This is a genomic window from Pseudonocardia sp. TMWB2A (genome assembly GCF_017312135.1).
The window spans coordinates 4,053,137-4,077,849 of sequence record NZ_QKQY01000002.1; the positions used below are offsets into that span (position 1 = coordinate 4,053,137).

A 24,713-nucleotide genomic window follows, 5' to 3' on the forward strand; every position below is an offset into this window, starting at 1 on the left:
GCCCCGGCCCCCTCTGACAGGGGACCGGGGCCGCGGGAACGGTACGGAGCGGGCCGCCTACGGCAGCGGACCACCCGCGGCGATCGCCGACAGCTTGGCGAACTCCTCGGCGTCCAGGCTGGCGCCGCCGACGAGTGCGCCGTCGACGTCGGTCTGGGCCACGATCTCGCCCACGTTCGACGACTTCACCGAGCCGCCGTAGAGGACGCGGACCGTCCCGGCGACCTCGTCGGAGTACAGCTCGGCCAGCGTCGCGCGCAGCGCGGCACAGACCTCCTGCGCGTCGGCCGGGCCCGCCACCTTGCCGGTGCCGATCGCCCAGACCGGCTCGTAGGCGAGCACGAGACCGGCCGCCTGCTCGGCGGTGACGCCCTTCAGCGCCCCGCGCAGCTGGTCGGTGCAGTGCTGCACGTGGGTGCCCGCCTCGCGGACGTCCAGGCCCTCGCCGACGCACAGGATCGGGGTGATCCCGTGCTTGAGCGCGGCGAGCACCTTGGCGTTGACGACCGCGTCGTCCTCGCCGTGGATCTCGCGGCGCTCGGAGTGCCCGACGGCGACGTAGGTGCAGCCCAGCTTGGCCAGCATGACGCCCGACACGTCACCGGTGTAGGCACCGGAGTCGTGCGGGGACAGGTCCTGGGCGCCGTGGACGAGGCGCAGCTTGTCGCCGTCGATCAGCGTCTGCACGCTGCGGATGTCGGTGAACGGCGGCAGGACGGCCACCTCGACCTTGTCGAGGTACCGGTCGGGCAGGGCGAAGGCGAGCTTCTGCACCACCGCGATGGCCTCGAGGTGGTTGAGGTTCATCTTCCAGTTGCCCGCGATGAGGGGCTTGCGGGTGGCCATCAGGCGTCCTCCTCCAGCACGGCGACGCCCGGCAGGGTCGCGCCCTCCAGGAACTCCAGGGACGCGCCGCCCCCGGTGGAGATGTGGGAGAACGCGTCCTCGGCGATGCCGAGCGCCCGGACCGCGGCGGCGGAGTCCCCGCCACCGACGACGGAGAAGGCGTCGCCGTCGGCGATCGCCTGCGCGACACCGCGGGTGCCCTCGGCGAACGGCGCCAGCTCGAACACGCCCATCGGGCCGTTCCAGAAGATCGTCTTCGCGTCGGCGATGCGGGCCGCGAACTCCCGCACCGAGTCGGGCCCGATGTCGAGGCCCATCCAGCCGTCGTCGATCCCGTCCACCGGCACGGTCCTCGTGGTCGCGTCCGCGGAGAACGCGTCGGCGACGACGACGTCGGTCGGGAGGACGATCTTGCCGGACTCCAGGAGTGTCCGGCAGGTGTCGACCTGGTCGGACTCCAGCAGCGAGGAGCCGACGCCGTGGCCCTGCGCGGCGAGGAACGTGAAGCACATCCCGCCGCCGACGAGCAGCGTGTCGACCTTCGGCAGCAGCGCCTCGATCACGGCCAGCTTGTCCGAGACCTTGGAGCCGCCGAGCACGACCGCGTACGGCCGCTCCGGCGAGCCGGTGAGCGTGCGGAGCACCTCGACCTCGGACAGGACGAGCCCGCCGGCGTAGGCGTCGAGCCGCTGCGCGACGTCGTAGACCGACGCCTGCTTGCGGTGCACCACGCCGAACCCGTCGGAGACGAACGCCGCGTCGTCGCCGACCAGGGCGACGAGCTCGTCGGCGAACGCGCCGCGCTCGGCGTCGTCCTTGCTGGTCTCGCGGGCGTCGAACCGGATGTTGTCCAGCATCACAACGTCACCGGCGGCCATCGACGGCAGCGGCTTGCCGAGCTCGACCAGGCGCACCGGGGCGCCGAGCAGCTCGCCGAGCCGCTGTGCGACCGGGGCGAGCGAGAGCTTCTCGTCGGGCCCGTTCTTCGGACGGCCGAGGTGCGCGGTGACGACGACCTGGGCGCCCCCCTCGTAGAGGGCGTTGATCGTCGGCACGGACGCGCGGATGCGGCCGTCGTCGGTGATGTTCCGGTCGTCGTCGAGGGGAACGTTCAGATCGGAGCGGACCAGCACGGTCCGGCCCTGTACGCCCTCGGCGACGAGGTCGTCGAGGGTCCTCACAGCTTCGACGCCACCAGACCGGTGATGTCGACGAGGCGGTTGGAGTAGCCCCACTCGTTGTCGTACCAGCCGACGATCTTGACCTGGTTGCCGATGACCTTGGTCAGGCCCGAGTCGTAGATGCACGAGTGCGGGTCGGTCACGATGTCGGAGGAGACGATCGGGTCCTCGGTGTACTTCAGGACGCCCTTGAGCGGGCCCTCGGCGGCGGCCTTCATCGCGGCGTTGATCTCCGCGGCGGTGACCTCCTTGCGGACCTCGACGGTCAGGTCGGTGGCCGAGCCGGTGGGGATCGGCACCCGCAGCGCGTAGCCGTCGAGCTTGCCCTTGAGGTGCGGCATGACCAGCGAGATCGCCTTCGCCGCACCGGTGGAGGTGGGGACGATGTTCAGGGCGGCGGCGCGGGCGCGGCGCAGGTCCTTGTGCGGGCCGTCCTGCAGGTTCTGGTCCTGGGTGTAGGCGTGGATCGTGGTCATCAGACCCTTCTCGATCCCGGCCAGGTCGTCGAGCACCTTCGCCATCGGCGCGAGGCAGTTGGTGGTGCAGGACGCGTTCGAGACGATGGTCTGCGAACCGTCGTAGTCGCCGTCGTTGACGCCCTTGACGATGGTGATGTCCTCGTCGGTCGCCGGAGCGGAGATGACGACCTTCTTGGCGCCGCCGTCGAGGTGCTTGGCCGCGGCCTCGCGCTTGGTGAAGATGCCGGTCGACTCGACGACGACGTCGACGCCCAGGTCCTTCCAGGGCAGCTCGGCGGGGTCGCGGACGGCCAGGCCCTTGAAGCCCTTGCCGTCGACGACGATCTCGTCGCCGGAGGTGGAGACCTCGTAGGGCAGGCGCCCGAGGATCGAGTCGTACTTCAGCAGGTGCGCGAGCGTCGCGTTGTCGGTGATGTCGTTCACCGCGACGATCTCGATGTCCGTGGTGCCGGCGGCGCGCTGGGCGTCCACCGCCCGCCAGAAGTTCCGGCCGATGCGGCCGAAGCCGTTGACTCCTACGCGGACCGTCACAGATGCCTCCAGGGCTCGTCGTGCCTGTCGTCTTCTCCCCCGGCCCGCCGGGTCCCGGCGGTGGGGTGTGGCAGGTCGATCGCGGGTCGGCACCCGGGTGGGCGCCGGCGCGTGCCGTGCTCGGCAGCCACCCTATCGGCGCATCGGCCGTCGCGACCCCCGTAGGGCCCGTGACCTGCGCCGCGCTCGGGGATCGGGCGCGGTCGGGCCGCTCCGGACGGTCCCCGGTGTGGGGACGGACCGGTACCGGCCGGTATCCGGACACGCGACGGCCCCGTGCCCGGGCGGGTCACGGGGCCGTCGCGGGCGGGCTCAGGCCAGGCGGAGCAGGCGGCGCCAGCCCGGACGGGTGTCGGGGACGTCGGCGGCGGCGCGCTCGTCGTCGGAGAAGCCCTCGACCGGCTCGTGCGGACGCCCGTCGCGGGCGCGGGTCACGAACGCCGAGGCCGCGGACAGCGCGGCGGTCACGCCGGTCGCACCCGGACCCGCGGTGATGGTGGCGGTGACCGGCACGCCGAAGCGCTCGGCCCCGTCGCCCGCGGGCCGCTCGGCGACGGCGACGGCGACGGCGGCGTCCCCGCCCTCGCCCCGGTTCTCCCCGGACGCGGCCGCCCGGGCACCCGCGGCGGCCGGGATCGTGCCGGTGGTCACGTCGACCAGCACGAACTCCCAGGCGTAGGTGCTCTGCTGGTGGACGATGCGCTCGCGGACCGCGGAGGTGTCGCCGACGGCGCCCTCCCCGACGAGCAGGACGACGACCCGCTCGGGGCGGTCGGCCTCGTCGCGGGCGGCGAGCTCGTCGCCGACGGCGCCGAGCAGCCGGGCCGCGCCGCCGCGCAGGTCCGGGCCGCCCAGCGGGCGCAGCTTCGCGGGCAGTGCGGTGCGGGCCTCGGCGGCACCGACCGGGACGGCGGGCGGGTGCGTGCCGTCGGGCAGCGAGCGGGTGAGGTCGTCCCCGGTGGCGACGACGACCTGCAGGTGACCGTCGTGGGCGTCCTGCTCGGCGAGCAGGTCCGCCAGACCGGAGCGTAGTGCGGGCAGGAGCGGCCGCAGCATGCTGGATCGATCGAGATGAACGGCGAGGAGGGTGAAGCCCGGGATCGTCACGGCGGCATCATGCCCGACGCCCCGCACCCCCCTCGTGACGGGGTGTGACCGCGGTCAGCGCCCGCCGCCCTCCTCCTCCAGCATCTCGGCGGTGACGGCGGACTCGGTGTCGGGGATGCCGAGCTCGGCGGCCTTCTTGTCCGCGGTCTGGAGCAGCCGCCGGATCCGGCCGGCCACCGCGTCCTTGGTCATCGGCGGGTCGGCCAGCTGGCCCAGCTCCTCCAGCGACGCCTGGGTGTGCTCGGCCCGCAGCCGCCCGGCGGCCTGCAGGTGCTCGGGCACCTCGTCGCCGAGGATCTCCAGGGCGCGGCTGACCCGGGCCGCCGCGGCGACCGCGGCCCGCGCCGAGCGGCGCAGGTTGGCGTCGTCGAAGTTCGCGAGCCGGTTCGCCGTCGCCCGGACCTCGCGGCGCATCCGCCGCTCCTCCCAGGACAGGACGCTCTGGTGGGCCCCCATCCGGGTCAGCAGCGCGCCGATCGCGTCGCCGTCGCGGACGACGACCCGGTCGGCGCCGCGGACCTCGCGGGCCTTCGCCGCGACGCCCAGCCTGCGTGCCGCGCCGACCAGGGCCAGCGCGGCCTCGGGGCCGGGGCAGGTGACCTCCAGTGCGGAGCTGCGGCCCGGCTCGGTGAGCGACCCGTGCGCGAGGAACGCGCCGCGCCAGGCGGCCTCGGCGTCGGACAGGTCACCGGAGACGACGGGCGGCGGCAGCCCGCGCACCGGGCGGCCGCGGTTGTCGAGCAGCCCGGTCTGGCGGGCGAGTCCCTCGCCGTCGCGGATCACCCGGATCACGTAGCGGGCGCTGCGGCGCAGCCCGCCCGCGGTGATCACGTGCGCGTCGGCGGTGTGGCCGTAGAGCTCGTGGATCTCGCGGCGCAGCCTGCGGGCGACCGAGCCGGTGTCGACCTCGGCCTCGATCACCACCCGGCCGCCCACGATGTGCAGGCCGCCTGCGAAGCGGAGCAACGAGGCGACCTCCGCGCGCCGCGACGACTGCTTGGTGACGGTGAGCCGGCTCAGCTCGTCCTTCACCGTGGCGGTCATGGCCATCGGGAGCTCCTTCCGCGCTGCGGGCTGTCGTGCTGCGGGCTGTCGTGCGTGCCGTTCTCCGTCGGGACCCGGCCGGGGGTCAGAGCGCCGAACACGTCGGCGAGTGCCCCGGCCAGTGCGTCCGGGTCGTGCCGCGGGGTCGCCGCCCGGGCGTCGGCGACGGCGGCCGGCCACACCCGTCCGCCGGGGACCAGCAGGTCGGCGGCGGCCGCGTCCAGCCGGTCCGGCAGGCTCACCGACCCGGCGTCGGCCAGGACGGCGTGCACCCGCAGACCGGGAGCGTGCCCGGACAGTACTTCAAGGTGCTGTTCGGGGGAGAAACCGGCGGTCTCCCCCGGCTCGGGGGCCAGGTTGAGCAGCACGACCCGGGCCGCCGGGGTCTCCAGCAGCGCGTCGCGCAGCCCGGGCACGAGCAGGTGCGGGAGCACGCTGGTGAACCACGAACCGGGTCCGAGGAGCACGACGTCGGCGTCGAGCACCGCGCGGACGGCCTCGTCGCAGGCGGGTGGGTCGGCGGGCCGCAGCCAGACCCGGCGCACCCGGCCCGGGGTGGAGGCGACGGCGACCTGGCCGCGGATCAGGTGGGCGCCGTCGACGCCGTCCAGCGCGACCTCCGCCTCGATGTCCAGCGGCACCCGGGCCATCGGCAGGACCCGTCCGGCGCAGCCCATCAGCTCGCCGACCGTCGCCAGCGCGCGCACGGGGTCGCCGTCGCGTTCCAGCAGCCCGGCGAGCAGCAGGTTGCCCACCGCGTGCCCGGCCAGGGCGCCGGTCCCGCCGAAGCGGTGCTGGACCAGCCCGGACCAGAAGCGGCCCCGCTCGTCGTCGCCGGCCAGCGCCGCGAGGGCCATCCGCAGGTCGCCGGGCGGGAGCAGGCCGAGCTCGCGGCGCAGCCGCCCCGAGGAGCCGCCGTCGTCGGCGACGGTGACCACGGCGGTGATGTCGGTGACCGGCGGGCAGCGGCGCAGTGCGGTCAGCGTGGCGTGCAGGCCGTGCCCACCGCCGAGCGCGACCACCCGCAGTCCCCCGGTGCGCTCGGGTGGGCGTGGGCTCACTCGCGCCCCATGTCGCGGTGCTCGACGTTGACCTGGATGCCCTCGCGGTCGGCGAGCCGGCGCCCGATCTCCTCCGAGATCGCCACCGAGCGGTGCTTGCCGCCGGTGCAGCCGACGGCCACGGTCAGGTACCGCTTGCCCTCGCGCCGGTACCCGGCGCCGACGAGGTCGAGCAGCTCCAGGTAGCGGTCGACGAACTCCTCCGCGCCCTCCTGGGACAGCACGTAGTCGCTGACCTCCCGGTCGCGGCCGGTGAACGGGCGCAGCTCGGGGATCCAGTGCGGGTTGGGCAGGAACCGCACGTCGACGACGAGGTCGGAGTCCAGCGGCAGCCCGTACTTGTAGCCGAACGACAGCACCGTCACCCGGGTCGCGGCGTGCGCGCTCTCCTGGGCGAACGAGCCCTCGATCCGGGTGCGCAGGTCGTGCACCGACAGGTTCGAGGTGTCGACGACGAGGTCGGCGTCCTCGCGCAGCGGCCGCAGCACCTCGCGCTCGGCGTTGAGGCCGTCGGTGATGCGCCCGGCGCCCTGCAGCGGGTGCGAGCGGCGGTTCTGCTCGAAGCGGCGCACCAGCACCGCGTCGGAGGCCTCCAGGAACAGCAGCTTGGGCCGGTAGCCGCGACCGTCGAGGTCCTTGATGACGGCACCGAGGTCGTCGGTGAACGCGCGGGAGCGCACGTCCATCACCACCGCGATCCGGGCCACCTCGCCCCGGGCCCGCGACCCCAGCTCGACCATCGTGGCGATGAGCTCGGGCGGCAGGTTGTCCACCACGAACCAGCCCAGGTCCTCCAGGACCTTCGCCGCGGTGCTGCGCCCGGCCCCGGACAGGCCGCTGACCACCGCGACCTCGATCCCCGGGCCCGCGGTCACCTCGCCGTTGTCGTCGGTCATGCCTTCTCCCCCTCGGTTCCGGCGTGCAGGGCCGCGACCACGGACTCGGCGGTCCGGCGACCGAAGCCGGGCACACCGGCGATCTCGTCGACGTCGGCGGCGCGCAGCTTGCGCACCGACCCGAAGTGCTTGAGCAGCGCCTGCTTGCGGGCCGGGCCGAGCCCGGGCACCCCGTCGAGAGCGGACGCCGTCATGCCCTGCGAACGACGCTGGCGGTGATAGGTGATGGCGAACCGGTGCGCCTCGTCCCGGATCCGCTGCAGCAGGTAGAGCCCCTCGCTGGTCCGGGACAGGATCACCGGGTCGGTGTCGTGGGGCAGCCAGACCTCCTCGAGGCGCTTGGCGAGCCCGCACACCGCGACGTCGGTGATCCCCAGCCCGGCCAGCTCCGCGGCCGCCGCGTCGACCTGCGGCTTCGCACCGTCGACGACGAGCAGGTTCGGGGGGTAGGCGAACTTCTTGGGCCGCCCGGTCTCGGGGTCGATCCCGGTGCGCACGGTGTCGCCCGGCGCGACCTCCCCGGAGCCCTCGGTGGGGGCCGGCTCGTCGGCCGTCTCGGCCAGGTAGCGGCGGAACCGGCGCCGCACCACCTCGGCGATCGAGGCGACGTCGCCCTCCTGTGCCGCGTCGCGGATCTCGAAGCGGCGGTACTCGGACTTGCGGGGCAGCCCGTCCTCGAAGACCACCAGCGACGCGACCACGTTCGTGCCCTGCACGTGGCTGATGTCGATGCACTCGATGCGCAGCGGCGCCTGGTCGAGCTCCAGGTTCTCCTGGATCTCCTGCAGCGCGGCCGACCGGGCGGTGAGGTCCCCGGCGCGGCGCAGCTTGTGCTGGGCGAACGCCTCCTTCGCGTTCCGCGCGACGGTCGCGGCGAGGTCCCGCTTGTCGCCGCGCTGCGGCACCCGGATCCCGACCCTGGAGCCGCGCAGCCCGGTCAACCAGCGCTCCAGCGCGGGCGTGTCGGAGGGCAGCACCGGGACCAGGATCTCCTTCGGCACCGGCTGCGCCGCGTCGTCGGCGGCGCCGGCGAGGGCGTGCTGCTCGCCGTAGAACTGGGAGACGAACCGCTCGACGAGCTGCTCGGTGTCGGTGGGCTCGACCTTGTCGATCACCCAGCCGCGCTGGCCGCGGACCCGGCCGCCGCGGACGTGGAAGACCTGGACCGCGGCCTCCAGCTCGTCCTCGGCGAAGGCGACGACGTCGGCGTCGGTGCCGTCGCCCAGCACGACGGCCTGCTTCTCCAGGGCGCGGCGCAGGGCGCCGAGGTCGTCGCGCATCCGGGCCGCGCGCTCGAACTCCAGGTTCTCCGACGCCTCGGCCATGTCGCGTTCGAGCTGGCGGACCATCCGGTCGGTGCGCCCGGACAGGAAGTCGGAGAAGTTCTCGACGATGTCGCGGTGCTCGTCGGCGCTGACCGTGCCCACGCAGGGGGCGGAGCACTTGTCGATGTAGCCGAGCAGGCAGGGCCGCCCGATCTGGCCGTGCCGCTTGAACACCCCCGTCGAGCAGGTGCGCGCGGGGAAGACCCGCAGCAGCAGGTCGAGGGTCTCGCGGATGGCCCAGGCGTGGGCGTACGGGCCGAAGTAGCGCACGCCCTTGCGGCGCGGACCGCGGTAGACGTGCAGCCGCGGGTACTCCTCGTGCATCGTCACGGCGAGCACGGGATAGCTCTTGTCGTCGCGGTAGCGGACGTTGAACCGCGGGTCGTACTCCTTGATCCAGTTGTACTCGAGCTGGAGGGCCTCGACCTCGGTCCCGACGACCGTCCACTCCACCTTCGCCGCGGTGGTGACCATCTGCCGAGTGCGGGGGTGCAGGCCGGACAGGTCGGCGAAGTAGGAGTTCAGCCGCTGCCGCAGGCTCTTGGCCTTGCCGACGTAGATCACCCGGCCACGGGGGTCGGAGAAGCGGTACACCCCGGGCGACTCCGGAATCGTCCCGGTCGCCGGACGGTAGGTGCTGGGGTCGGCCATGGTGACTCCCAGGGTAGTTGCGGGCACCGACGGTCCCGGTCCGGCCCCGGCCTCGGCGCGGGCCCCGGACGAGGTGTAGGGACGCGTGTCGGCCGGGGACCTCGCGCGGCGCCGCCGGAACTGTCGGTAGGGTCCGGTACACCTCGCCCTCGAACACGAGTTCGACCATACCGAGCCCGAGGAGACCGCCGTGAGCACCGCGCAGGAGACCGGCCCCCGCACCGACATCGGCACCGCGCCGGGTGAGCAGGTGCCCGGGGCCCGGCTGGACCGGATCCGCAAGCTGCTGGCGAAGGCGGAGCGGGCCGGCACCCCGGACGAGGCCGAGATCTACACCGACAAGGCGTTCGCGCTGATGGCGCGGCACGGGATCGACGAGGCGCTGCTGGCGGCGGCGCCCGGCGCCGGGCCGTCGCGGGCCGACCCGATCGGCCGGAGCCGGATCACCGTCGACAACCCCTACAGCGGGGCGAAGGCCCGGCTGCTGGGGTGGACGGCGTCGGCGCTGCGCTGCCGGTGGGTGATGCACGACCAGCGGGGCGGTTCGGTCGCCGCGGTGACCGTGTTCGGGTTCGCCTCGGACCGGGAGCGGGTGGAGCTGCTCTACACCTCGCTGCTGCTGCAGGCCACGGCCGCGCTGGCCGCGGTCCGCCCGCCGGACCCGGGCGAGTCGGTGGCGGCCTACCGGCGGTCCTGGATCTACGGCTTCGCGGGCCGGGTGTACGAGCGGCTGTGCGAGGCCGAGCGCTCCGCGCTGGGCGAGACCGAGGCCGAGACCGGGCGGGCGGCGGCCTCGACCGAGCTGGTGCTGGCCGACCGCGGCGCCGAGGTCGACCGCGCCTACGACGCCGAGTTCGGCCGGCTGCGCCGCGCCCGCCGCCCGCAGGTGTCGGGCAGCGGCTTCCGGCACGGGGCCGCCGCGGCCGACCGGGCCGACCTGGGCGGCCCGCGCCTGGACGGCCGGGCCGGGGCGCCGGGCATCGGCGCCTGAGCCGGGGTCACTCCCCCAGGACGGCGGTGCGGTGCAGGGTGCGCAGGGTGCGGACGTGGCGCACGGCCAGCCCGCGGTCGACGGCCTGCACGGCGAGCACCGACTGGTACTCGTCGTCGGGCAGCTCCAGGCGGGCCGAGGCGGCGCCGTCGGGGAACGAGACGCCGTGCACGTCGGCCCAGTCGTACCACCGGGCGGTGATGACGTTGCGGACCTCGATGCCGTGGCTGTCGGCGCGCACCCGGGGGCGGGCCATGAGCAGCAGCCCGCCGGCGACGAACGCCCCGATGACCATCATCGCGACCTGGTCGGCCGGCTGGAAGATCACCCCGGTGTCCTCGGCGGGCATGAAGTAGGCCGCGATGAGGAAGAACACCATCACGCCGGCGGCGCTGAGCCAGGCGGTCCAGCGGATGACCCGCGGGCGCAGGGTCACCGCGTCCGGTCCGGGCCCGGTCCGGGTCTGCGCCACCGGGGCGGCGGGGGCGGGGGTGGTGGAGTCGGTCGGCTGCTCGGTCACTGGAGTCTCCCTGTGCTGACCCGGGTCGGGGTCACGGGCGGGTCGGGGCGCCGGCGCGCAGGTCGCGCAGCGCCAGCGCCGATTCGAGTGCGGCGATGCAGGCCTCGGCACCCTTGTCCTCGGCCGCGCCCGGCGCGCCGGAGCGGTCGATCGCCTGGTCCACCGTGTCGGTGGTGAGCACGCCGTTGCCGACCGGGGTCGACTCGTCGAGCGCCACGCGGGTGAGGCCCGCGGTGACGGCGTCGCAGACGTACTCGAAGTGCGGGGTGCCGCCGCGGACGACGACACCGAGCGCGACGACGGCGTCGTGGCCGCGGGCGAGCTCCTGGGCGACGACCGGCAGCTCGACGGTGCCGGGCACCCGCACGACGGTGGGCTCGGCACCGGCCTCGCGGGCCGCGGCGACGGCCCGTTCCAGCAGCCGGTCCACGATCTCGGCGTGCCAGCGGGCCGCCACCACCCCGACCCGCAGTCCGCTCGCGTCCAGCTGCGTGGCCCCGGAGGGCCGGCCCTCACCGCTCATGGGCCGATTCTCGCCTCTCGGCCCGCGCGCCGCGCCACGGGGTCTCCGGTGCGCGGCGCACGGCCGGGGTCAGAGCGCCGGGTCGGCGACCTCGCCGAGATCGGGCAGGTCGTGGCCCATCCGGTCGCGCTTGGTCCGCAGGTAGCGCAGGTTCTGCGGGGTGGCGCGCACCGGCATCGGCTCGCGGCCGACGACGCGCAGCCCGTAGCCCTCCAGCCCGGCGCGCTTGTCCGGGTTGTTGGTGAGCAGCCGCATCGACTTCACGCCGAGGTCGGCGAGGATCTGGGCGCCGATGCCGTAGTCCCGGGCGTCGGCGGGCAGCCCCATCGCGAGGTTGGCGTCGACGGTGTCGGCGCCGGCCTCCTGGAGCTGGTAGGCCTGCAGCTTGTGCAGCAGGCCGATCCCCCGGCCCTCGTGCCCGCGCATGTAGAGCACGACGCCGCGGCCCTCCTTGGCGACGGCCTCCAGGGCCGCGTCGAGCTGGGGGCCGCAGTCGCAGCGCAGCGAGCCGAGGACGTCGCCGGTGAGGCACTCGGAGTGCACCCGGACGAGCACGTTCTCGCCGTCGTCGGCGGGGGTGGCGATGTCGCCCATCACCATGGCGATGTGCTCGGTGCCGTCGAGGGTGCAGTCGTAGCCGTGGGCGAGGAAGTCACCGTGGCCGGTGGGGATCCGCGCGGTCGCGACCCGCTCGACGTGCTTCTCGTAGCGGCGCCGGTAGGCGATGAGGTCGGCGATGGTGATCAGGGTGAGGTCGTGGTCGGCGGCGAACACGCCGAGCTCCTCGCCGCGGGCCATCTCGCCGGTGTTCTTCTCCGAGACGATCTCGCACAGCGCGCCCGCGGCGGGCAGGCCCGCCATCCGGGCGAGGTCGACCGCGGCCTCGGTGTGCCCGGGGCGACGCAGCACGCCGCCCTCGCGGGCCTGCAGCGGCACGACGTGGCCGGGCCGGACCAGGTCGTGCCGGTCGGTCTCCGGGTCGGCCAGCGTGCGGATCGTGTGCGCGCGGTCCTGGGCGGAGATGCCGGTGGTGACGCCCTCCTTCGCGTCCACGGTGACCGTGTACGCGGTGCGGAAGGAGTCCCGGTTGGTGTGGTGCATCGGCGGCAGGTCGAGCCGCTCGCAGGCCTCACCGGTGATGGCCACGCAGACGTAGCCGGAGGTGTAGCGGACGGTGAACGCCAGCAGCTCCGCGGTCGCCTTCGACGCCGCGAAGATGAGGTCGCCCTCGTTCTCGCGGTCCTCGTCGTCCATCACGACGACCGGCTTGCCCTCGGCGATGTCGGCGATGGCCTTCTCGATCTGGGCGAAGCGCTCGGCCCGCTCCGAGGGCGACATCGCGGTGTGCGGGGCGTCCGGCAGCTTGCCCGACCCCTGGCCTGCCGGCGTGACCGGCGACTCCCACGGCTCGCTCACCGGGCGACCCCTTCCTGTCCGGACCCGGGCCCCTGCAGGTACCCCGCGGTCATGCGTTCCACGTACTTGGCGATCACGTCGACCTCCAGGTTGACCGGATCACCCGGGGCGCGCGACCCCAGGGTGGTCTCGGCCAGGGTCGTCGGGATCAGCGCCACCCCGAACCCGTCCGGGTACACGGTGGCGACGGTCAGCGAGACCCCGTCGACGGCGACGGAGCCCTTCTCGACGACGTAGCGGGCCAGCTCGGCGGGCAGCGAGAAGCGGACCTCGTCGCTGCGCTCGCCGGGGGTGCGGGACACCACGGTGCCGACGCCGTCGACGTGGCCCTGCACGATGTGGCCGTCGAGCCGGCCACCGGCGGGCACCGCGCGCTCCAGGTTGACCCCCGACCCGGCGCCGACGGCGCCGAGCGAGGTCCGCTTCAGCGTCTCGGGCACCAGCTCGAGGGTCAGGGTGGCCGCTCCCGGCCCGGTGACGACGGCGGTGAGGCAACAGCCGTTCACCGCGACCGACTCCCCGTGCCCGACCTCGGCGGCCAGGGCCGCGCGCACGGTCAGCACGACGACGTCGTCGTCGGTGCGGACGTCGACGACCTCGCCGACCTCCTCCACGATCCCGGTGAACATCGCCCGTCCCTCCTACTGCGGCACGTCCGGCCCGGTCGGGCCGGGTGCCGGTCGTGCGTCGATGACCACGTCGTCGCCGGCGCGGTGGATCTCGTCCACGTGCAACCGCACGATGTCGGCGATCGTTACCACGCCCGCGTCGCCGAGGGCGTGCGGTCCCGCGCCGAGCAGGGCCGGGGCCAGGTGCACGAGCACCCGGTCGACGAGCCCTGCGGCGACGAACGCACCGGCGAGGGTCGGTCCGCCCTCGAGGAGCACGTCCACCACGGTCCGGTGGCTGAGCTCGGCGAGCACCTCCCCCGGATCGCGGGTGCGGAGGTGGAGCACGTCGGCGGTGCCGGCTTCGTCGGTCCGGGCCAGCCGGGCGCCGGGCGGGACGTCGCGGTGTCCCACCACCACCCGCAGGGGCTGGTGGTCGAACAGGGTGCCGTCGGGCCGGCGGGCGGTCAGCGCCGGGTCGTCGGTCAGGACGGTACCCGTGCCCGCGACGATCGCGTCCATCCTGCGGCGCAGGTCATGCACCGTGCCGCGCGCGGCCGGGCCGGTGATCCAGCGGCTGGTGCCGTCGGCGGCGGCCACCCGGCCGTCGAGCGTGGTGGCGACCTTCCAGGTCACGTGGGGGCGTCCGGTGCGCGTGCGGTGCAGCCAGCCGCGCAGCGGACCGAGGGCCACCTCGTCGGCGAGCGTGCCGAGCGTCACATCCACACCGGCGGCACGGAGCCGGTCCAGCCCGCCCGCCGCGACCGGGTTGGGGTCGGCGACGGCGGCGTGCACCCGGGCGATCCCGGCCTCGAGGAGGCCGTCCACGCACGGCGGGGTGCGGCCGGTGTGGTTGCAGGGCTCCAGGGTCACCACGGCGGTCCCGCCCGCGGCGCGGTCCCCCGCCTCCGCGAGCGCGGCGCGTTCGGCGTGCGGACCGCCGGGCGGTGCGGTGGCACCGGTGCCGACGACGACGCCGTCGCGGTCGAGGACCACGCAGCCGACGGCCGGGTTGGGGCTGGTCGTGCCGTGGACGCGGGCGGACGCGGCGAGGGCGCGGCGCATGGCGGCGGCCGTGCGCTCGTCGGTGCCGGTCGGGCGGTCCACTCCGGTGTGCTCCGTCGCTCGGTCGTCCGCGGCGGGCTCAGTCGGCCCAGCGGTGCGGGTTCGCCCGGCGGACGCTGTCCCGCAGCGCGGTGACGGCGCGGCCCGGGTCGTCGGCGCCGTAGACGGCGGACCCGGCGACGAAGCAGTCGACGCCGGCCTCGGCCGCCTGGTCGATGGTGTCGGCGTTGATGCCGCCGTCGATCTCGACGAGCACCGTGAGGTGCCCGGTGTCGACCAGGTTGCGGACGGTGCGGACCTTGTCGAGGACCTCGGGGATGAAGCTCTGCCCGCCGAAGCCGGGCTCGACGCTCATCACCAGCAGCGTGTCGTAGTGGCGGAGCACCTCGACCCACGGGTCGAGCGGGGTGCCGGGCTTGATCGAGAGCCCGGCGAGGGACCCGGCGGCGCGCAGGTTCTTCGCGAGCATCACCGGGTCGTGGGCGGCCTCGGCGTGCACGGTGACGTTGCGGGCGCCCGCCTCGGCGTAGCCCGGGGCCCAGCGGTCCGGGTCCTCGATCATCAGGTGGCAGTCGAGCGGGATGTCGGTGGCGGCGCGCAGGCTCTGCACCACCGGCAGGCCGAGCGTCAGGTTCGGCACGAAGTGCGCGTCCATGACGTCGACGTGCAGCCAGTCCGCGCCGTTCCCGGTCCCGTCGCCGCCCACGGCGGCGGCCTCCTCGCCGAGTCGGGCGAAGTCGGCCGACAGGATGCTGGGCGCGATCATCGGGTGCACGCGGAGGAGGTTACTGGCCGCTCGCCGGCGGCCCCGCACCCGTGGGCGAGGCCGCCGTCACACCGTGGTCAGTCCTCGAGCGGGCGGCGCAGCAGCGCCAGGAACATCGCGTCGGTGCCGTGCACGTGCGGCCACAGCTGGACGGTCGGCCCGTCCCCGAGGCCGGGGACCTCGCCGGGCAGCGAGGCGCGCGCGTCGAGCTGTTCGACGGCACCGGCGGGGCCGGGGCGTCCCTCGCGGCCGACGATCCGGCCGACGACGCCGACGGTCTCCGACACGTGCGGCGAGCAGGTGACGTAGGCGACGACCCCGCCGGGGCGGACGTGCCGCAGCGCGGCGACGAGCAGCTCGCGCTGCAGCCGGGTCAGCGTCGCGATGTCCTCGGGGCGGCGCCGCCAGCGGGCCTCGGGGCGGCGGCGCAGCGCGCCCAGCCCGGTGCAGGGCGCGTCGACGAGCACCCGGTCGTACCCGCCGTCGGGCAGCGGGGCCTCCCGGCCGTCGGCGACGTGCACGGTGACCGGCAGCTCCGCGACGGACCGGCGCACGAGGTCGGCGCGGTGCTCGCTGGACTCGACCGCGTCGAGCGTCCCGCCCCGGGCGGCGACGAGCCCACCCAGCAGCGACGCCTTGCCGCCCGGCCCGGCGCACAGGTCGAGCCAGCGGCCGGTGTCCTCGCCCAGCAGCTCGGCGCGGGCGAGCGCGGCAGCGACGAGCTGGCTGCCCTCGTCCTGGACGATCGCGAGCCCCTCGGCGACGGCGTCGAGCTCGCCGACGTCGCCGCTGCCCGGTTCCAGGTGCACCCCGTAGGGCGAGTACGGCGCCTGCTCGCCGCCGGTGGCCAGGGCCAGCTCCTCGGCGGTGATCTCACCGGGCCGGGCGAGCAGGTGCACGCGGGGCCGGGTGTCGTCGGCGGCGAGGGCGGCGGTCAGCTCCTCGCCGGTGCCGCCGAGCGCGTCGGCGAAGGCCTGCGCGATCCAGCGCGGGTGGGCGTGGCGCAGCGCGGCGTCGCCGACCGGGTCCTCGGCGGGGTCGGGGGCGAGGCGGTCGAGCCACTCGGCCTCGGTGTGCTCGCCGATGCGGCGCAGCACCGCGTTGACGAACCCGGCCGACTGCGAACCATGATCGGACCGGACCAGCTCGACGCAGGTGGTCACGGCCGCGTGGTCGGGCACCCGGGTGCGCAGCAGCTGGTAGGCGCCCAGGCGCAGCGCGTCGAGCAGCGCGTGCTCGATCTTGGCCAGCGGGCGGTCGGTGCAGGCGTCGATGATCGTGTCGAGCAGGCCCTGGGCGCGCAGGGTGCCGTAGCCGAGCTCGGTGGCCAGGCCGGCGTCGCGGTCGCGCAGCCGGTGGCGGCGCAGGATGCCGGGCAGCGCGAGGTTGGCGTAGGCGTCGCGCTCGCGGACGGCGGTCAGCAGCTCGTAGGCCGCCTGCCGGGCGGGGTCGACGGCCGGGGGCCTGCCGGGGCCGCTGCGGCCGCGGGGCGGGCCGGAGTTGCGGGGGCCGGAGGTGCGCTCGCGGCGGGGGCCGCGGTCGCCGCCCCGGTCCCCACGGTCGTCGCGCCCGCCACGGCGGTCGTCGCCGCGGTCGGGGCGGGGACGGTCGCCCTGCGGGCGGTCACCGCCGGGACGGTCGCTGCGGGGACGGTCGCCGCGGGCGCGGTCGCCCTGGGGTCGGTCGCCCTGGGGTCGGTCGCCCCGGGGCCGGTCGTCACGCGGGCGGTCGTCACGGTCGTACCGCGGACGGTCGCCGGCGGGGCGGTCACCGCGGGGGCGGTCGTCGCGCGGGCGGTCGTCACGGCGGTCGGGGCGGGGCCGGTCGCCACGGGCACGGTCGCCGCCGGGGCGGTCGCCGCGCGGGCGGTCGTCACGGGAGCGGTCGTCACGGTCCCGGTACGGCCGGTCCCCACGGGGACGGTCGTCGCGTCCCCGGTCGCCGCCGCGCGGGCGGTCGTCCCGGGAGCGGTCCCCGCCGCGGGCGCGGTCGTCGCCCCGCGGCCGGTCGTCGCGGCCCCGGAACGGGCGGTCGCCGCGGGGACGGTCGTCGCGCGACCGGTCCCCGCCGTCGCGCGGGCGGGCCACGTCGCCGCCGGAGCGGGAGTGGCTGGGCCGGTCGGAGTCGCGCCACCCACCGCCACGGCGCTCCCCGGAGCCACCCGAGCCACCGGAGCCGGACCCGCCGCGCCGGTCGCCGGACCCCGGGCCGCCGCCCCAGCCGGACCCGGTGCGCGGGCCGCGGTCGTCGCGCGACCGGTCCCCGCGGGCCCGGTCACCGCCCGACCGGTCACCGCCCGGCCTGTCGCCACCGCGGTGCCGGTCGTCGCCGGTGCGCCGCTCGGGGCGGTCGGACCGGTCGGGCCGGTCGCGGTCGGGTCGGGGGTCCTGCTCGCTCACGTGGTCTCCTCGGCGGGGTCCGCCGTGGCCGGGGGCCGGCCGTCGTCCGGGATGTCGGAAGGTCCGGGATGTCGGAAGTCGGTGTGGTGTCGGGAGGTCGGTGCGCCGGACCGGGGCGGGTGGCGGCGGTCAGCCCAGGTACTCGACGCCGTCGATCCGGGCGCCGCGGGCCCAGTCCGGCGCGGGCATGAACCGCTTGCCCTTCGGCTTCACCTCGCCCAGCTCGACCGGGACGGTCGCGGTCCCGGCCAGCACCCGGCGGCGCTCGACCCGCAGCTCGCCCGGCGCGAGCTCGACCTCGCCGGTGCGCAGCGGGCGGACCGGGCCGAGGCCGAGGCGGTCGTCGCGGAACCCGCACCACGCGCCGGGCTCGGGGGTGACCGAGCGGATCAGCCGGTCCAGCGCGGCGGCCGGGGTGGTGAAGTCGGCGCGGGCGTCGGCGGTCGTGACCTTCGGCGCGAGCGAGACCCCCTCGGCGGGCTGCGGGACGGCGGCCAGCGTGCCGTCGGCGATGCCGTCCAGGGTCGCGGCGAGCAGCCGGGCACCGGACTCGGCGAGCCTGCCCAGCAGGTCGCCCGCGGTGTCGGTCGCGCCGACGGTCTCGGTGACCAGGCCGTAGGTGGGCCCGGTGTCCATGCCCTCCTCGAGCCGGAACGTGGTGGCACCGGTGACGTCGTCGCCGTGCCGGATCGCGGACTGCACCGGCGCCGCGCCCCGCCAGGCGGGCAGCAGCGAGAAGTGCAGGTTGACCCAGCCGTGGACGGGCACGTCCAGCACCGGGCGGGGCAGCAGCGCCCCGTAGGCGACGACCGGTGCGCAGTCCGGGGCGAGCGCGCGCAGCGTGTCGAGGAACTCCGGGTCCGACGGCTTCGCGGGGGTCAGCACCGGGATCCCCGCAGCGTCGGCGAGCTCGCCGACCGGGGAGCGGGTGAGCCTGCGGCCGCGCCCGGCGGGGGCGTCCGGGCGGGTCAGCACCGCGACGACCTCGTGGCCGGGGTGCTCCAGCAGCGCCCGCAGCGACGGCACCGCCGGGTCGGGGGTGCCGGCGAACAGCAGCCTCATCGAGCCTTGCCGAACATGGGGTGCGGGCTCGCCTTGACCACCGGCTCGGGCTCGCCGAACCAGGCGGCCTCCCGGATCTCGCGCATCGCGAGCTTGCGGGTCTCGGCGTCGAGCCGGTCGACGAACAGCACGCCGTCGAGGTGGTCGGTCTCGTGCTGGATGGCCCGCGCCAGCAGCTCGGAGCCCTCGACCACCTGCGGCTCGCCGTGCATGTCCCAGCCCCGCGCGACGACGTGCAGCTTGCGCCGGCAGTCCCAGCCGAGCCCGGGGATGGACAGGCAGCCCTCCATGCCGAACTGCTCGTCCTCGCCGACGGCCTCCCAGGTCGGGTTGACCAGGTGCCCGGAGAAACCGTCGCAGTCGTAGACGAACACCCGCTTGCCGACGCCGATCTGCGGCGCGGCCAGGCCGGCGCCGCCCTCGTCGTGCATGGTGTCGGTCAGGTCGCTGACGAGCTTGCGCAGCTCCGCGTCGAAGTCGGTGACCTCGGTGGCGCGGGTGCGCAGGACCGGGTCGCCGAACAGCCGGACGGGCTGGATGGGCACGGGCTTCCCCTCACGGCGGACGAGTGCGGTGATCAGCGCTCCATTGTGCCACTGCGGCACCGCCGGTCCCGTCGGGTGTCACGGCGGTGACGCGGCGCACCGCTCAGTCGATCTCGTCGGGGTCGAGCCGGACCCGGACGGTCTCGGGGGCCTTGCGGGCGGTGCGCAGGGCCTGCGCGTCGTGCAGGGCGCGGGCCAGGTCGCGCCCGGCGCGGCGCGGGACCCGCAGCAGCGCGCGCTCGCGGACCTCCTCGGCGGCACCGTGACCGGTCCCGGGCCGGTCCGGCGGGTCGATCTCGACCGGTCCGAGCAGCTCCACCCCCTCGGGCGGGGACGGGTCGACGCGCCCGGTGCCGAGCACCGCGTCGCAGATCTCGGCGACGGCGGCGGGCGGCCCCTCCACCGAGGCCATCCGGATCGCGGGCGGGAACCCCACCTCGGCGCGTTCGGCGAGCTCGGCCTCGGCGTGCCCGGCCGGGTCCCACCGCACCAGCGCCTGCACCGTCGGCACCGACGCCTCGGCGACGACGACGACCCGTCCGCCGTCGGTGTGCGGCACGACCCCGGCGGCCGCGGCGAACCAGCGGCGCAGCGTCTCCTCGGCGACGCGCAGGTCGGGCCGGGCGAGCATCGCCCAGCCGTCGAGCAGCAGCGCGGCGCCGTAGCCCGCCCCGCCGCCGCCGTCGACGACCGGCTCCGCCCCCGGGGTGGCGACGACCAGCGCGGGCCCGGCCGGGACGGTGTCGAGGACCTCGGCGCCCCCGCCGGAGGTCCGCACGGTGACGCCGGGGAACGCGCGGCCGAGCTCCTCGGCGGTGCGACCGGCGCCGACCACCCCGGCCCGCAGCCGTCGCGACCCGCAGTGCCCGCAGCGGAACGCCGGCTCGGCGCGGCCGCACCAGCGGCAGGCGGGCAGCGCACCCTCCGACCCCGCGCCGGAGCGCGGCAGGCCCAGCGGCCCCGCGCAGTGCCGGCAGCGGGCGGCGTCGCGGCAGGACGCGCACGCCAGGAACGGCAGGTATCCCGACCGCGGCACCTGCACCAGCACCGGGCGCCCGGCGGTCAGCGCGGCGCGGGCGGCCTCGAACGCGACGCCCGGGACGCGGGCCGCGCGGGCGGCCGGGTCACGCACGAGCTGGGTGTCGGTCTCCCCGATCGCGGTGACCCGCGGCATCCGGGCGCGCACCCCGGCACGGTCGGCCGCGATGGGACTCGCCCAGCGGGTCTCGACGAGCACCTGCGCCTCGGCGGTCCGGGCGAACCCCGCGAGCAGCAGCGCGGCGCCCTCGCGGTGCGCGCGCAGCAGCAGCACGTCGCGGACCTGCGGGTAGGGGGCGCGGGGCTCGGAGTGGGAGTCGTCGCCGTCGTCCCACACGGCCAGCAGGCCGAGCTCGCCGAGCGGGGCGAACGCCGCGGACCGGGTGCCGACGACGACCCGCACGCTCCCCCGCCGCACCGCCAGCCAGCGCCGGTAGCGCTCGGCGGGCCCGAGCTCCGCGGTCAGGGCCACCACACCGTCCTCGCCGAGCAGCGCCGCACAGGCCGCGTGCAGCCGGGCGACGTCGCGCTGGTCGGGCACGACGAGCAGCGCCGAGCGGCCCGCAGCCCGGGTGGCGACGGCGGCCTCGGCCAGCCGGGCCGCCCACTCCTCCCCCGGCAGCGCCTGCCAGACGGCGTGTGCGGCGCGCCCGCCCGCCAGCGCGTCGAGGAACGCCCCGCCGCGCGGGTAGGCCTCCCAGCCGGCGCGGTCCACCGGGGCCGGGCCGGGCGTGTCGCGCTCGCGGGGGGTCTCGGACTCGACGCGGGCGTGCCGGGCGGGTACCGCGAGCCGCAGGACGTCGGCCATCACCCCGGCGTAGCGGTCGGCGACGGCCCGGGCCAGCCCGGCCACCTCGGCGGTGAGCACCGGTTCGGGCGAGACGACCTTGTCGACCCAGGCGAGCTTCCCGGCGTGGGCGGTGTCGTCGGAGCGTTCCAGCAGGAAGCCGTCGACCAGCCGGCCGGCGAAGCGCACCCGCACCCGCACGCCGGGGACGGCGGCGCCGTCGAGGTGGGTCGGGACGCGGTAGTCGAAGGTCCGGTCCAGGTGCGGCAGCGCGACGTCGACCAGCACCCGCGCGACCGGACGGGCCGGAGCGGGCTGCCACTGCCCCCGGTCGCGCCCCGGGCGGCGGGCGCGGGCCGCCGGGGCCGTACGCGGAGAGCTCACGCCGAGGGTCTACCACGCGGCACCGACGCCCCCCGGAGACGCCCGTGGCCGCCGACCGCACGGGGTGGTCGACGGCCACGGGGCACGTGCTCGGCGCTCAGCCGCCGGCGACCGACTTCAGGGCGTCGGCGCGGGAGGTGTCCTCCCACGGCAGCTCGACGTCGGTGCGGCCGAAGTGGCCGTACGCGGCGGTCGGGCCGTAGATCGGGCGCAGCAGCTTCAGGTCGCGGATGATCGCGGCCGGGCGCAGGTCGAAGACCTCCTCGATGGCGGCCTGGATCCGCGCCGGGTCGACGTTCTCCGTGCCGAAGGTCTCCACGAACAGCCCGACCGGGGCGGCCTTGCCGATCGCGTAGGCGACCTGGACCTCGATCCGCCCGGCGAGCCCGGCGGCGACGGCGTTCTTGGCGACCCACCGCATGGCGTACGCCGCGGAGCGGTCGACCTTCGACGGGTCCTTGCCGGAGAAGGCGCCGCCACCGTGGCGGGCCATGCCGCCGTAGGTGTCGACGATGATCTTGCGGCCGGTGAGGCCCGCGTCACCCATCGGGCCGCCGAGCACGAAGCGGCCGGTCGGGTTGACCAGTAGCCGCGGCTGCGACGGGTCCCAGCCCAGCGCCTCCACCTCGGGGGTGACGACGTGCTTGAGGATGTCGGGGGCCAGCATGCCGTCGAGGTCGACGTCCGCGGCGTGCTGCGAGGACAGGACCACGGTGTCGAGGCGGACCGGCTTGTCGCCGTCGTACTCGATGGTGACCTGGGTCTTCCCGTCCGGGCGCAGGTAGGGCAGCGTGCCGTTCTTGCGGACCTCGGTCAGCCGGCGCGACAGGCGGTGCGCCAGCGCGATCGGCAGCGGCATCAGCTCGGGGGTGTCCTCGCAGGCGTAGCCGAACATCAGGCCCTGGTCGCCGGCGCCCTGCTTGGCGATCTCGTCCTCGGCGGACTCGACGCGCTTCTCGTAGGCGGTGTCGACGCCCTGGGCGATGTCGGGCGACTGCGCACCGATCGCGACGTTGACGCCGCAGGAGGCGCCGTCGAAGCCCTTGGCGGAGGAGTCGTAGCCGATCTCGAGGATCTTGTCCCGGACCAGCTGCGGGATCTCGACGTAGGCGTTGGTGGTGACCTCACCGGCGACGTGCACCTGGCCGGTGGTCACCAGGGTCTCGACGGCCACCCGGCTGCTCGGGTCCTGCGCGAGCATCGCGTCGAGGATGGTGTCGCTGACCGCGTCACAGATCTTGTCGGGGTGGCCCTCGGTGACCGACTCGCTGGTGAACAGGCGACGGCTCGTGGTTGACACGCGCAGTTTCTCCATCCCGTTGGAAACGTTCTCCGCTCCGGCGCGACGACCCCGTCACGCTCGCTCGGACGCACGACCATGATCGCGAGCGCCCCTCGGCATGCAGAGTAGTCCAGACCAGCCGCCCGTACGGGAGTACCCACGACGGAACTCACACACGGAGCGTGACGGCGCGCCGAAATGACGCTACCCAGTGTCGCCGGATGGGGTGATTGACCCTCCGCTCACGAATCGAACGGGCGTCGGCTCGTTGGGCGGGACAACACCTCGCACGCCCCGCGGGGTCGCCCACGAACGGATCCGCACGGTGGCCTCCCCGGCCCCGGCGGCACGGAGGTTGTTCCACCATGAAGCCGAACTCGCGACGCGTCGCAGCCGTCCTCGGCGCACTGGCCGTGGCCGGCGTCACCACCACCGGGATCATCGCCGGCACCGCGTCGGCCGCCGGTACCGGCACCTGCACCCAGAGCGTCAACGTCCGCTCCGAGCCCGAGGCCGACGCGCCGATCGTCGGCGTGTGCGAGCGGGGTGAGTCCACCTCGACCGGGGAGACCCGGGACGGGTTCGTCGAGCTCCCCGAGTACGGCGGCTGGGCGATGACCCGGTACGTCTCGACCTCCGGCGCCGAGCGCTCCGGGTCCTCGGAGGACTCGCTGACCCCGAGCAGCACCGAGCGGTCGGCCCCGTCGACCTCGTCGCCGTCCACGTCGTCGGCGACGCCGTCGACCGCGAGCCCGCGCTCGACCTCCTCGGCGACGCCGTCCTCGTCCGCGCCGCGGTCGACCTCGTCGGCCACGCCGTCCACGTCGGGTGAGGGGTCGGGCGAGGGGTCCGACTCCTCCTCCGACGAGGCGGCGCCGACCCGCAGCTCCTTCTTCGACGAGGACTGAGTCCGGTCGCACACGACGACGGGCCCGCACCGGGAGCTCTCCGGTGCGGGCCCGTCGTCGTGTGTGCGGGGATGCTCAGCGCAGGCGCGGGGTGACCGCGTCCCAGATGCGGGAGGCGAGCAGCGCCTTGGAGCCGAACGGCAGCTCGTCCTCGCCGCCGTCGCGGGCGAGCAGCCAGCCGGCGTTGTCCGTGGTCTCGAAGGCCTTGCCGTCGCCGACCGCGTTCACCACCAGCAGGTCGCAGCCCTTGCGGGCGAGCTTGGCGCGGCCGTGGTGGAGCACGTCGCCGTCGGCGTCGCCGGTCTCGGCGGCGAACCCGACCACGACCTGGTCCGGCCGCGGCGGGTCGGCCACGAGCCCGGCGAGGATGTCGGGGTTCTGGGTCAGCCGCAGCGGCGCCGGCTCCGCGTCGCCGCGCTTGATCTTGTCGGCGGCGGTGTCGACCGGGCGGAAGTCCGCGACGGCGGCGGCCATCACCACGGCGTCCGCGTCGGCGGCGGCACCGCGGACGGCGGCCTCCATGGCGACGGCGGTCCCCGCGGCGACCACGTCCACCCCGGCCGGGGCGCCGAGGTCCGCGGTGTGCCCGGCGACGAGCGTCACCCGCGCGCCGCGCTGGGCGGCGACCCGGGCCAGCGCCCAGCCCTGCCGGCCCGAGGACCGGTTGCCGAGGAACCGGACCGGGTCGAGGTTCTCCCGGGTCCCGCCGGCGCTGACGACCACGTGGCGGCCCTCCAGGTCGCGCGGCAGCGCGTCCGGGCGCTCCAGCAGCAGCCGGGCCAGGTCGACGATCTCGGCCGGGTCGGGCAGCCGGCCCTTGCCGGTGTCCGCGCCGGTCAGCCGGCCCGCGGCGGGCTCGATCACCACGGTGCCGCGGGCGCGGAGCAGGGCGACGTTGTCGACCGTCGCGGGGTGCTCCCACATCTCGGTGTGCATCGCGGGCGCCAGCACCACCGGGCACCGGGCGGTCAGCAGCGCGGCGGTCAGCAGGTCGTCGGAGCGGCCGTGCGCGAGGCGGGCCATGAGGTCCGCGGTCGCCGGGGCGACGACGACGAGGTCCGCGCCCTTGCCCAGGGCGACGTGCGGCACCTCGTGGACGTCGTGGAACACCCCGGTGGCGACAGGCCGGCCGGACAGGGCCTCGAACGTCGCGGCCCCGACGAACCGCAGCGCGGACTCGGTGGGGATCACCCGCACCGCATGGCCGGACTCGGTCAGGCGACGCAGCACCTCGGCGCTCTTGTAGGCGGCGATGCCGCCGGAGACGCCGAGGAGCACCTCGGGAGGAGCCATCGAGA

At 75.7% G+C, this 24,713-nt stretch carries 22 protein-coding genes; 2 read left to right on the forward strand and 20 right to left on the reverse strand.

Annotated elements, in window-relative coordinates; genetic code table 11:
• Positions 1-57: 57 nt before the first annotated feature.
• The 8 genes from tpiA to uvrC all read right to left on the reverse strand — a co-directional run bounded on the left by tpiA (position 58) and on the right by uvrC (position 9,121).
• Positions 58-846, reverse strand: a complete 789-nt coding sequence (tpiA, locus tag DMP17_RS33545) for a triose-phosphate isomerase (RefSeq protein ID WP_062395591.1) — start codon at positions 844-846, stop codon at positions 58-60.
• Positions 846-2,027: a phosphoglycerate kinase gene (locus tag DMP17_RS33550; RefSeq protein WP_226357322.1), complete on the reverse strand. Its 1,182-nt coding sequence runs from the start codon at positions 2,025-2,027 to the stop codon at positions 846-848. The genes tpiA and DMP17_RS33550 overlap by 1 nt, the downstream gene beginning before the upstream one ends.
• The gene (gene gap, locus DMP17_RS33555; RefSeq protein WP_226357323.1) at positions 2,024-3,037 is read right to left on the reverse strand and encodes a type I glyceraldehyde-3-phosphate dehydrogenase; all 1,014 of its coding nucleotides are present in this window, start codon (positions 3,035-3,037) and stop codon (positions 2,024-2,026) included. The genes DMP17_RS33550 and gap overlap by 4 nt, the downstream gene beginning before the upstream one ends.
• Positions 3,038-3,349: 312 nt before the next feature.
• Complete coding sequence (locus DMP17_RS33560) at positions 3,350-4,093, reverse strand: hypothetical protein (RefSeq protein ID WP_337831640.1); 744 nt, start codon at positions 4,091-4,093, stop codon at positions 3,350-3,352.
• 105 nt (positions 4,094-4,198) lie between these two features.
• On the reverse strand, positions 4,199-5,194 hold the full coding sequence (gene whiA, locus DMP17_RS33565) for a DNA-binding protein WhiA (RefSeq protein ID WP_062395598.1): 996 nt from the start codon (positions 5,192-5,194) through the stop codon (positions 4,199-4,201).
• Positions 5,185-6,216, reverse strand: a complete 1,032-nt coding sequence (locus tag DMP17_RS33570) for a gluconeogenesis factor YvcK family protein (RefSeq protein ID WP_337832776.1) — start codon at positions 6,214-6,216, stop codon at positions 5,185-5,187. Before DMP17_RS33570 ends, whiA begins: the two co-directional genes overlap by 10 nt.
• A gap of 29 nt (positions 6,217-6,245) precedes the next feature.
• Positions 6,246-7,145: an RNase adapter RapZ gene (gene rapZ / locus DMP17_RS33575; RefSeq protein ID WP_208821208.1), complete on the reverse strand. Its 900-nt coding sequence runs from the start codon at positions 7,143-7,145 to the stop codon at positions 6,246-6,248.
• On the reverse strand, positions 7,142-9,121 hold the full coding sequence (gene uvrC, locus DMP17_RS33580) for an excinuclease ABC subunit UvrC (protein ID WP_226357326.1): 1,980 nt from the start codon (positions 9,119-9,121) through the stop codon (positions 7,142-7,144). The genes rapZ and uvrC overlap by 4 nt, the downstream gene beginning before the upstream one ends.
• Positions 9,122-9,311: 190 nt before the next feature.
• Between uvrC and DMP17_RS33585 the strand changes: the two genes are divergently transcribed.
• Positions 9,312-10,112, forward strand: coding sequence for a DUF2786 domain-containing protein (locus DMP17_RS33585; RefSeq protein WP_308016651.1), 801 nt, complete (start codon positions 9,312-9,314; stop codon positions 10,110-10,112).
• 7 nt (positions 10,113-10,119) lie between these two features.
• On the opposite strand, the gene DMP17_RS33590 is transcribed toward DMP17_RS33585, so the two are convergent.
• From DMP17_RS33590 to metK, 11 genes are all read right to left on the reverse strand, one after another.
• Entirely contained in the window at positions 10,120-10,632 is a 513-nt protein-coding gene (locus DMP17_RS33590) for a PH domain-containing protein (RefSeq protein WP_443217933.1), read from the reverse strand.
• A 31-nt stretch (positions 10,633-10,663) separates the two neighbouring features.
• A complete protein-coding gene (ribH, locus tag DMP17_RS33595) occupies positions 10,664-11,155 on the reverse strand; it encodes a 6,7-dimethyl-8-ribityllumazine synthase (protein ID WP_337831641.1) in 492 nt (163 codons plus the stop codon).
• A 69-nt stretch (positions 11,156-11,224) separates the two neighbouring features.
• Positions 11,225-12,493 (reverse strand): bifunctional 3,4-dihydroxy-2-butanone-4-phosphate synthase/GTP cyclohydrolase II, encoded by a 1,269-nt coding sequence (locus DMP17_RS33600; protein WP_226357516.1) that lies wholly within the window; start codon positions 12,491-12,493, stop codon positions 11,225-11,227.
• A gap of 74 nt (positions 12,494-12,567) precedes the next feature.
• A complete protein-coding gene (locus tag DMP17_RS33605; protein WP_226357327.1) occupies positions 12,568-13,200 on the reverse strand; it encodes a riboflavin synthase in 633 nt (210 codons plus the stop codon).
• A 12-nt stretch (positions 13,201-13,212) separates the two neighbouring features.
• Positions 13,213-14,244 carry a bifunctional diaminohydroxyphosphoribosylaminopyrimidine deaminase/5-amino-6-(5-phosphoribosylamino)uracil reductase RibD gene (gene ribD, locus DMP17_RS33610; protein ID WP_337832777.1) on the reverse strand — a complete coding sequence of 344 codons (1,032 nt, stop codon included), beginning with the start codon at positions 14,242-14,244 and terminating at the stop codon, positions 13,213-13,215.
• A 79-nt stretch (positions 14,245-14,323) separates the two neighbouring features.
• Positions 14,324-15,010, reverse strand: a complete 687-nt coding sequence (gene rpe / locus DMP17_RS33615) for a ribulose-phosphate 3-epimerase (RefSeq protein ID WP_337832778.1) — start codon at positions 15,008-15,010, stop codon at positions 14,324-14,326.
• Positions 15,011-15,087: 77 nt separating this feature from the next.
• Positions 15,088-16,434, reverse strand: coding sequence for an RsmB/NOP family class I SAM-dependent RNA methyltransferase (locus tag DMP17_RS33620; RefSeq protein WP_434092926.1), 1,347 nt, complete (start codon positions 16,432-16,434; stop codon positions 15,088-15,090).
• 1,104 nt (positions 16,435-17,538) lie between these two features.
• A complete protein-coding gene (fmt, locus tag DMP17_RS33625) occupies positions 17,539-18,471 on the reverse strand; it encodes a methionyl-tRNA formyltransferase (protein WP_337831642.1) in 933 nt (310 codons plus the stop codon).
• Complete coding sequence (gene def / locus DMP17_RS33630; protein ID WP_062403164.1) at positions 18,468-19,016, reverse strand: peptide deformylase; 549 nt, start codon at positions 19,014-19,016, stop codon at positions 18,468-18,470. The genes fmt and def overlap by 4 nt, the downstream gene beginning before the upstream one ends.
• Positions 19,017-19,119: 103 nt before the next feature.
• Positions 19,120-21,225, reverse strand: a complete 2,106-nt coding sequence (locus DMP17_RS33635) for a primosomal protein N' (protein WP_337831643.1) — start codon at positions 21,223-21,225, stop codon at positions 19,120-19,122.
• A gap of 97 nt (positions 21,226-21,322) precedes the next feature.
• Complete coding sequence (gene metK / locus DMP17_RS33640) at positions 21,323-22,525, reverse strand: methionine adenosyltransferase (protein ID WP_226357330.1); 1,203 nt, start codon at positions 22,523-22,525, stop codon at positions 21,323-21,325.
• A gap of 347 nt (positions 22,526-22,872) precedes the next feature.
• Between metK and DMP17_RS33645 the strand changes: the two genes are divergently transcribed.
• Entirely contained in the window at positions 22,873-23,415 is a 543-nt protein-coding gene (locus tag DMP17_RS33645) for an SH3 domain-containing protein (protein WP_337831644.1), read from the forward strand.
• Between the two features lie 75 nt (positions 23,416-23,490).
• On the opposite strand, the gene coaBC is transcribed toward DMP17_RS33645, so the two are convergent.
• On the reverse strand, positions 23,491-24,708 hold the full coding sequence (coaBC, locus tag DMP17_RS33650; protein ID WP_226357332.1) for a bifunctional phosphopantothenoylcysteine decarboxylase/phosphopantothenate--cysteine ligase CoaBC: 1,218 nt from the start codon (positions 24,706-24,708) through the stop codon (positions 23,491-23,493).
• Positions 24,709-24,713: the final 5 nt, after the last annotated feature.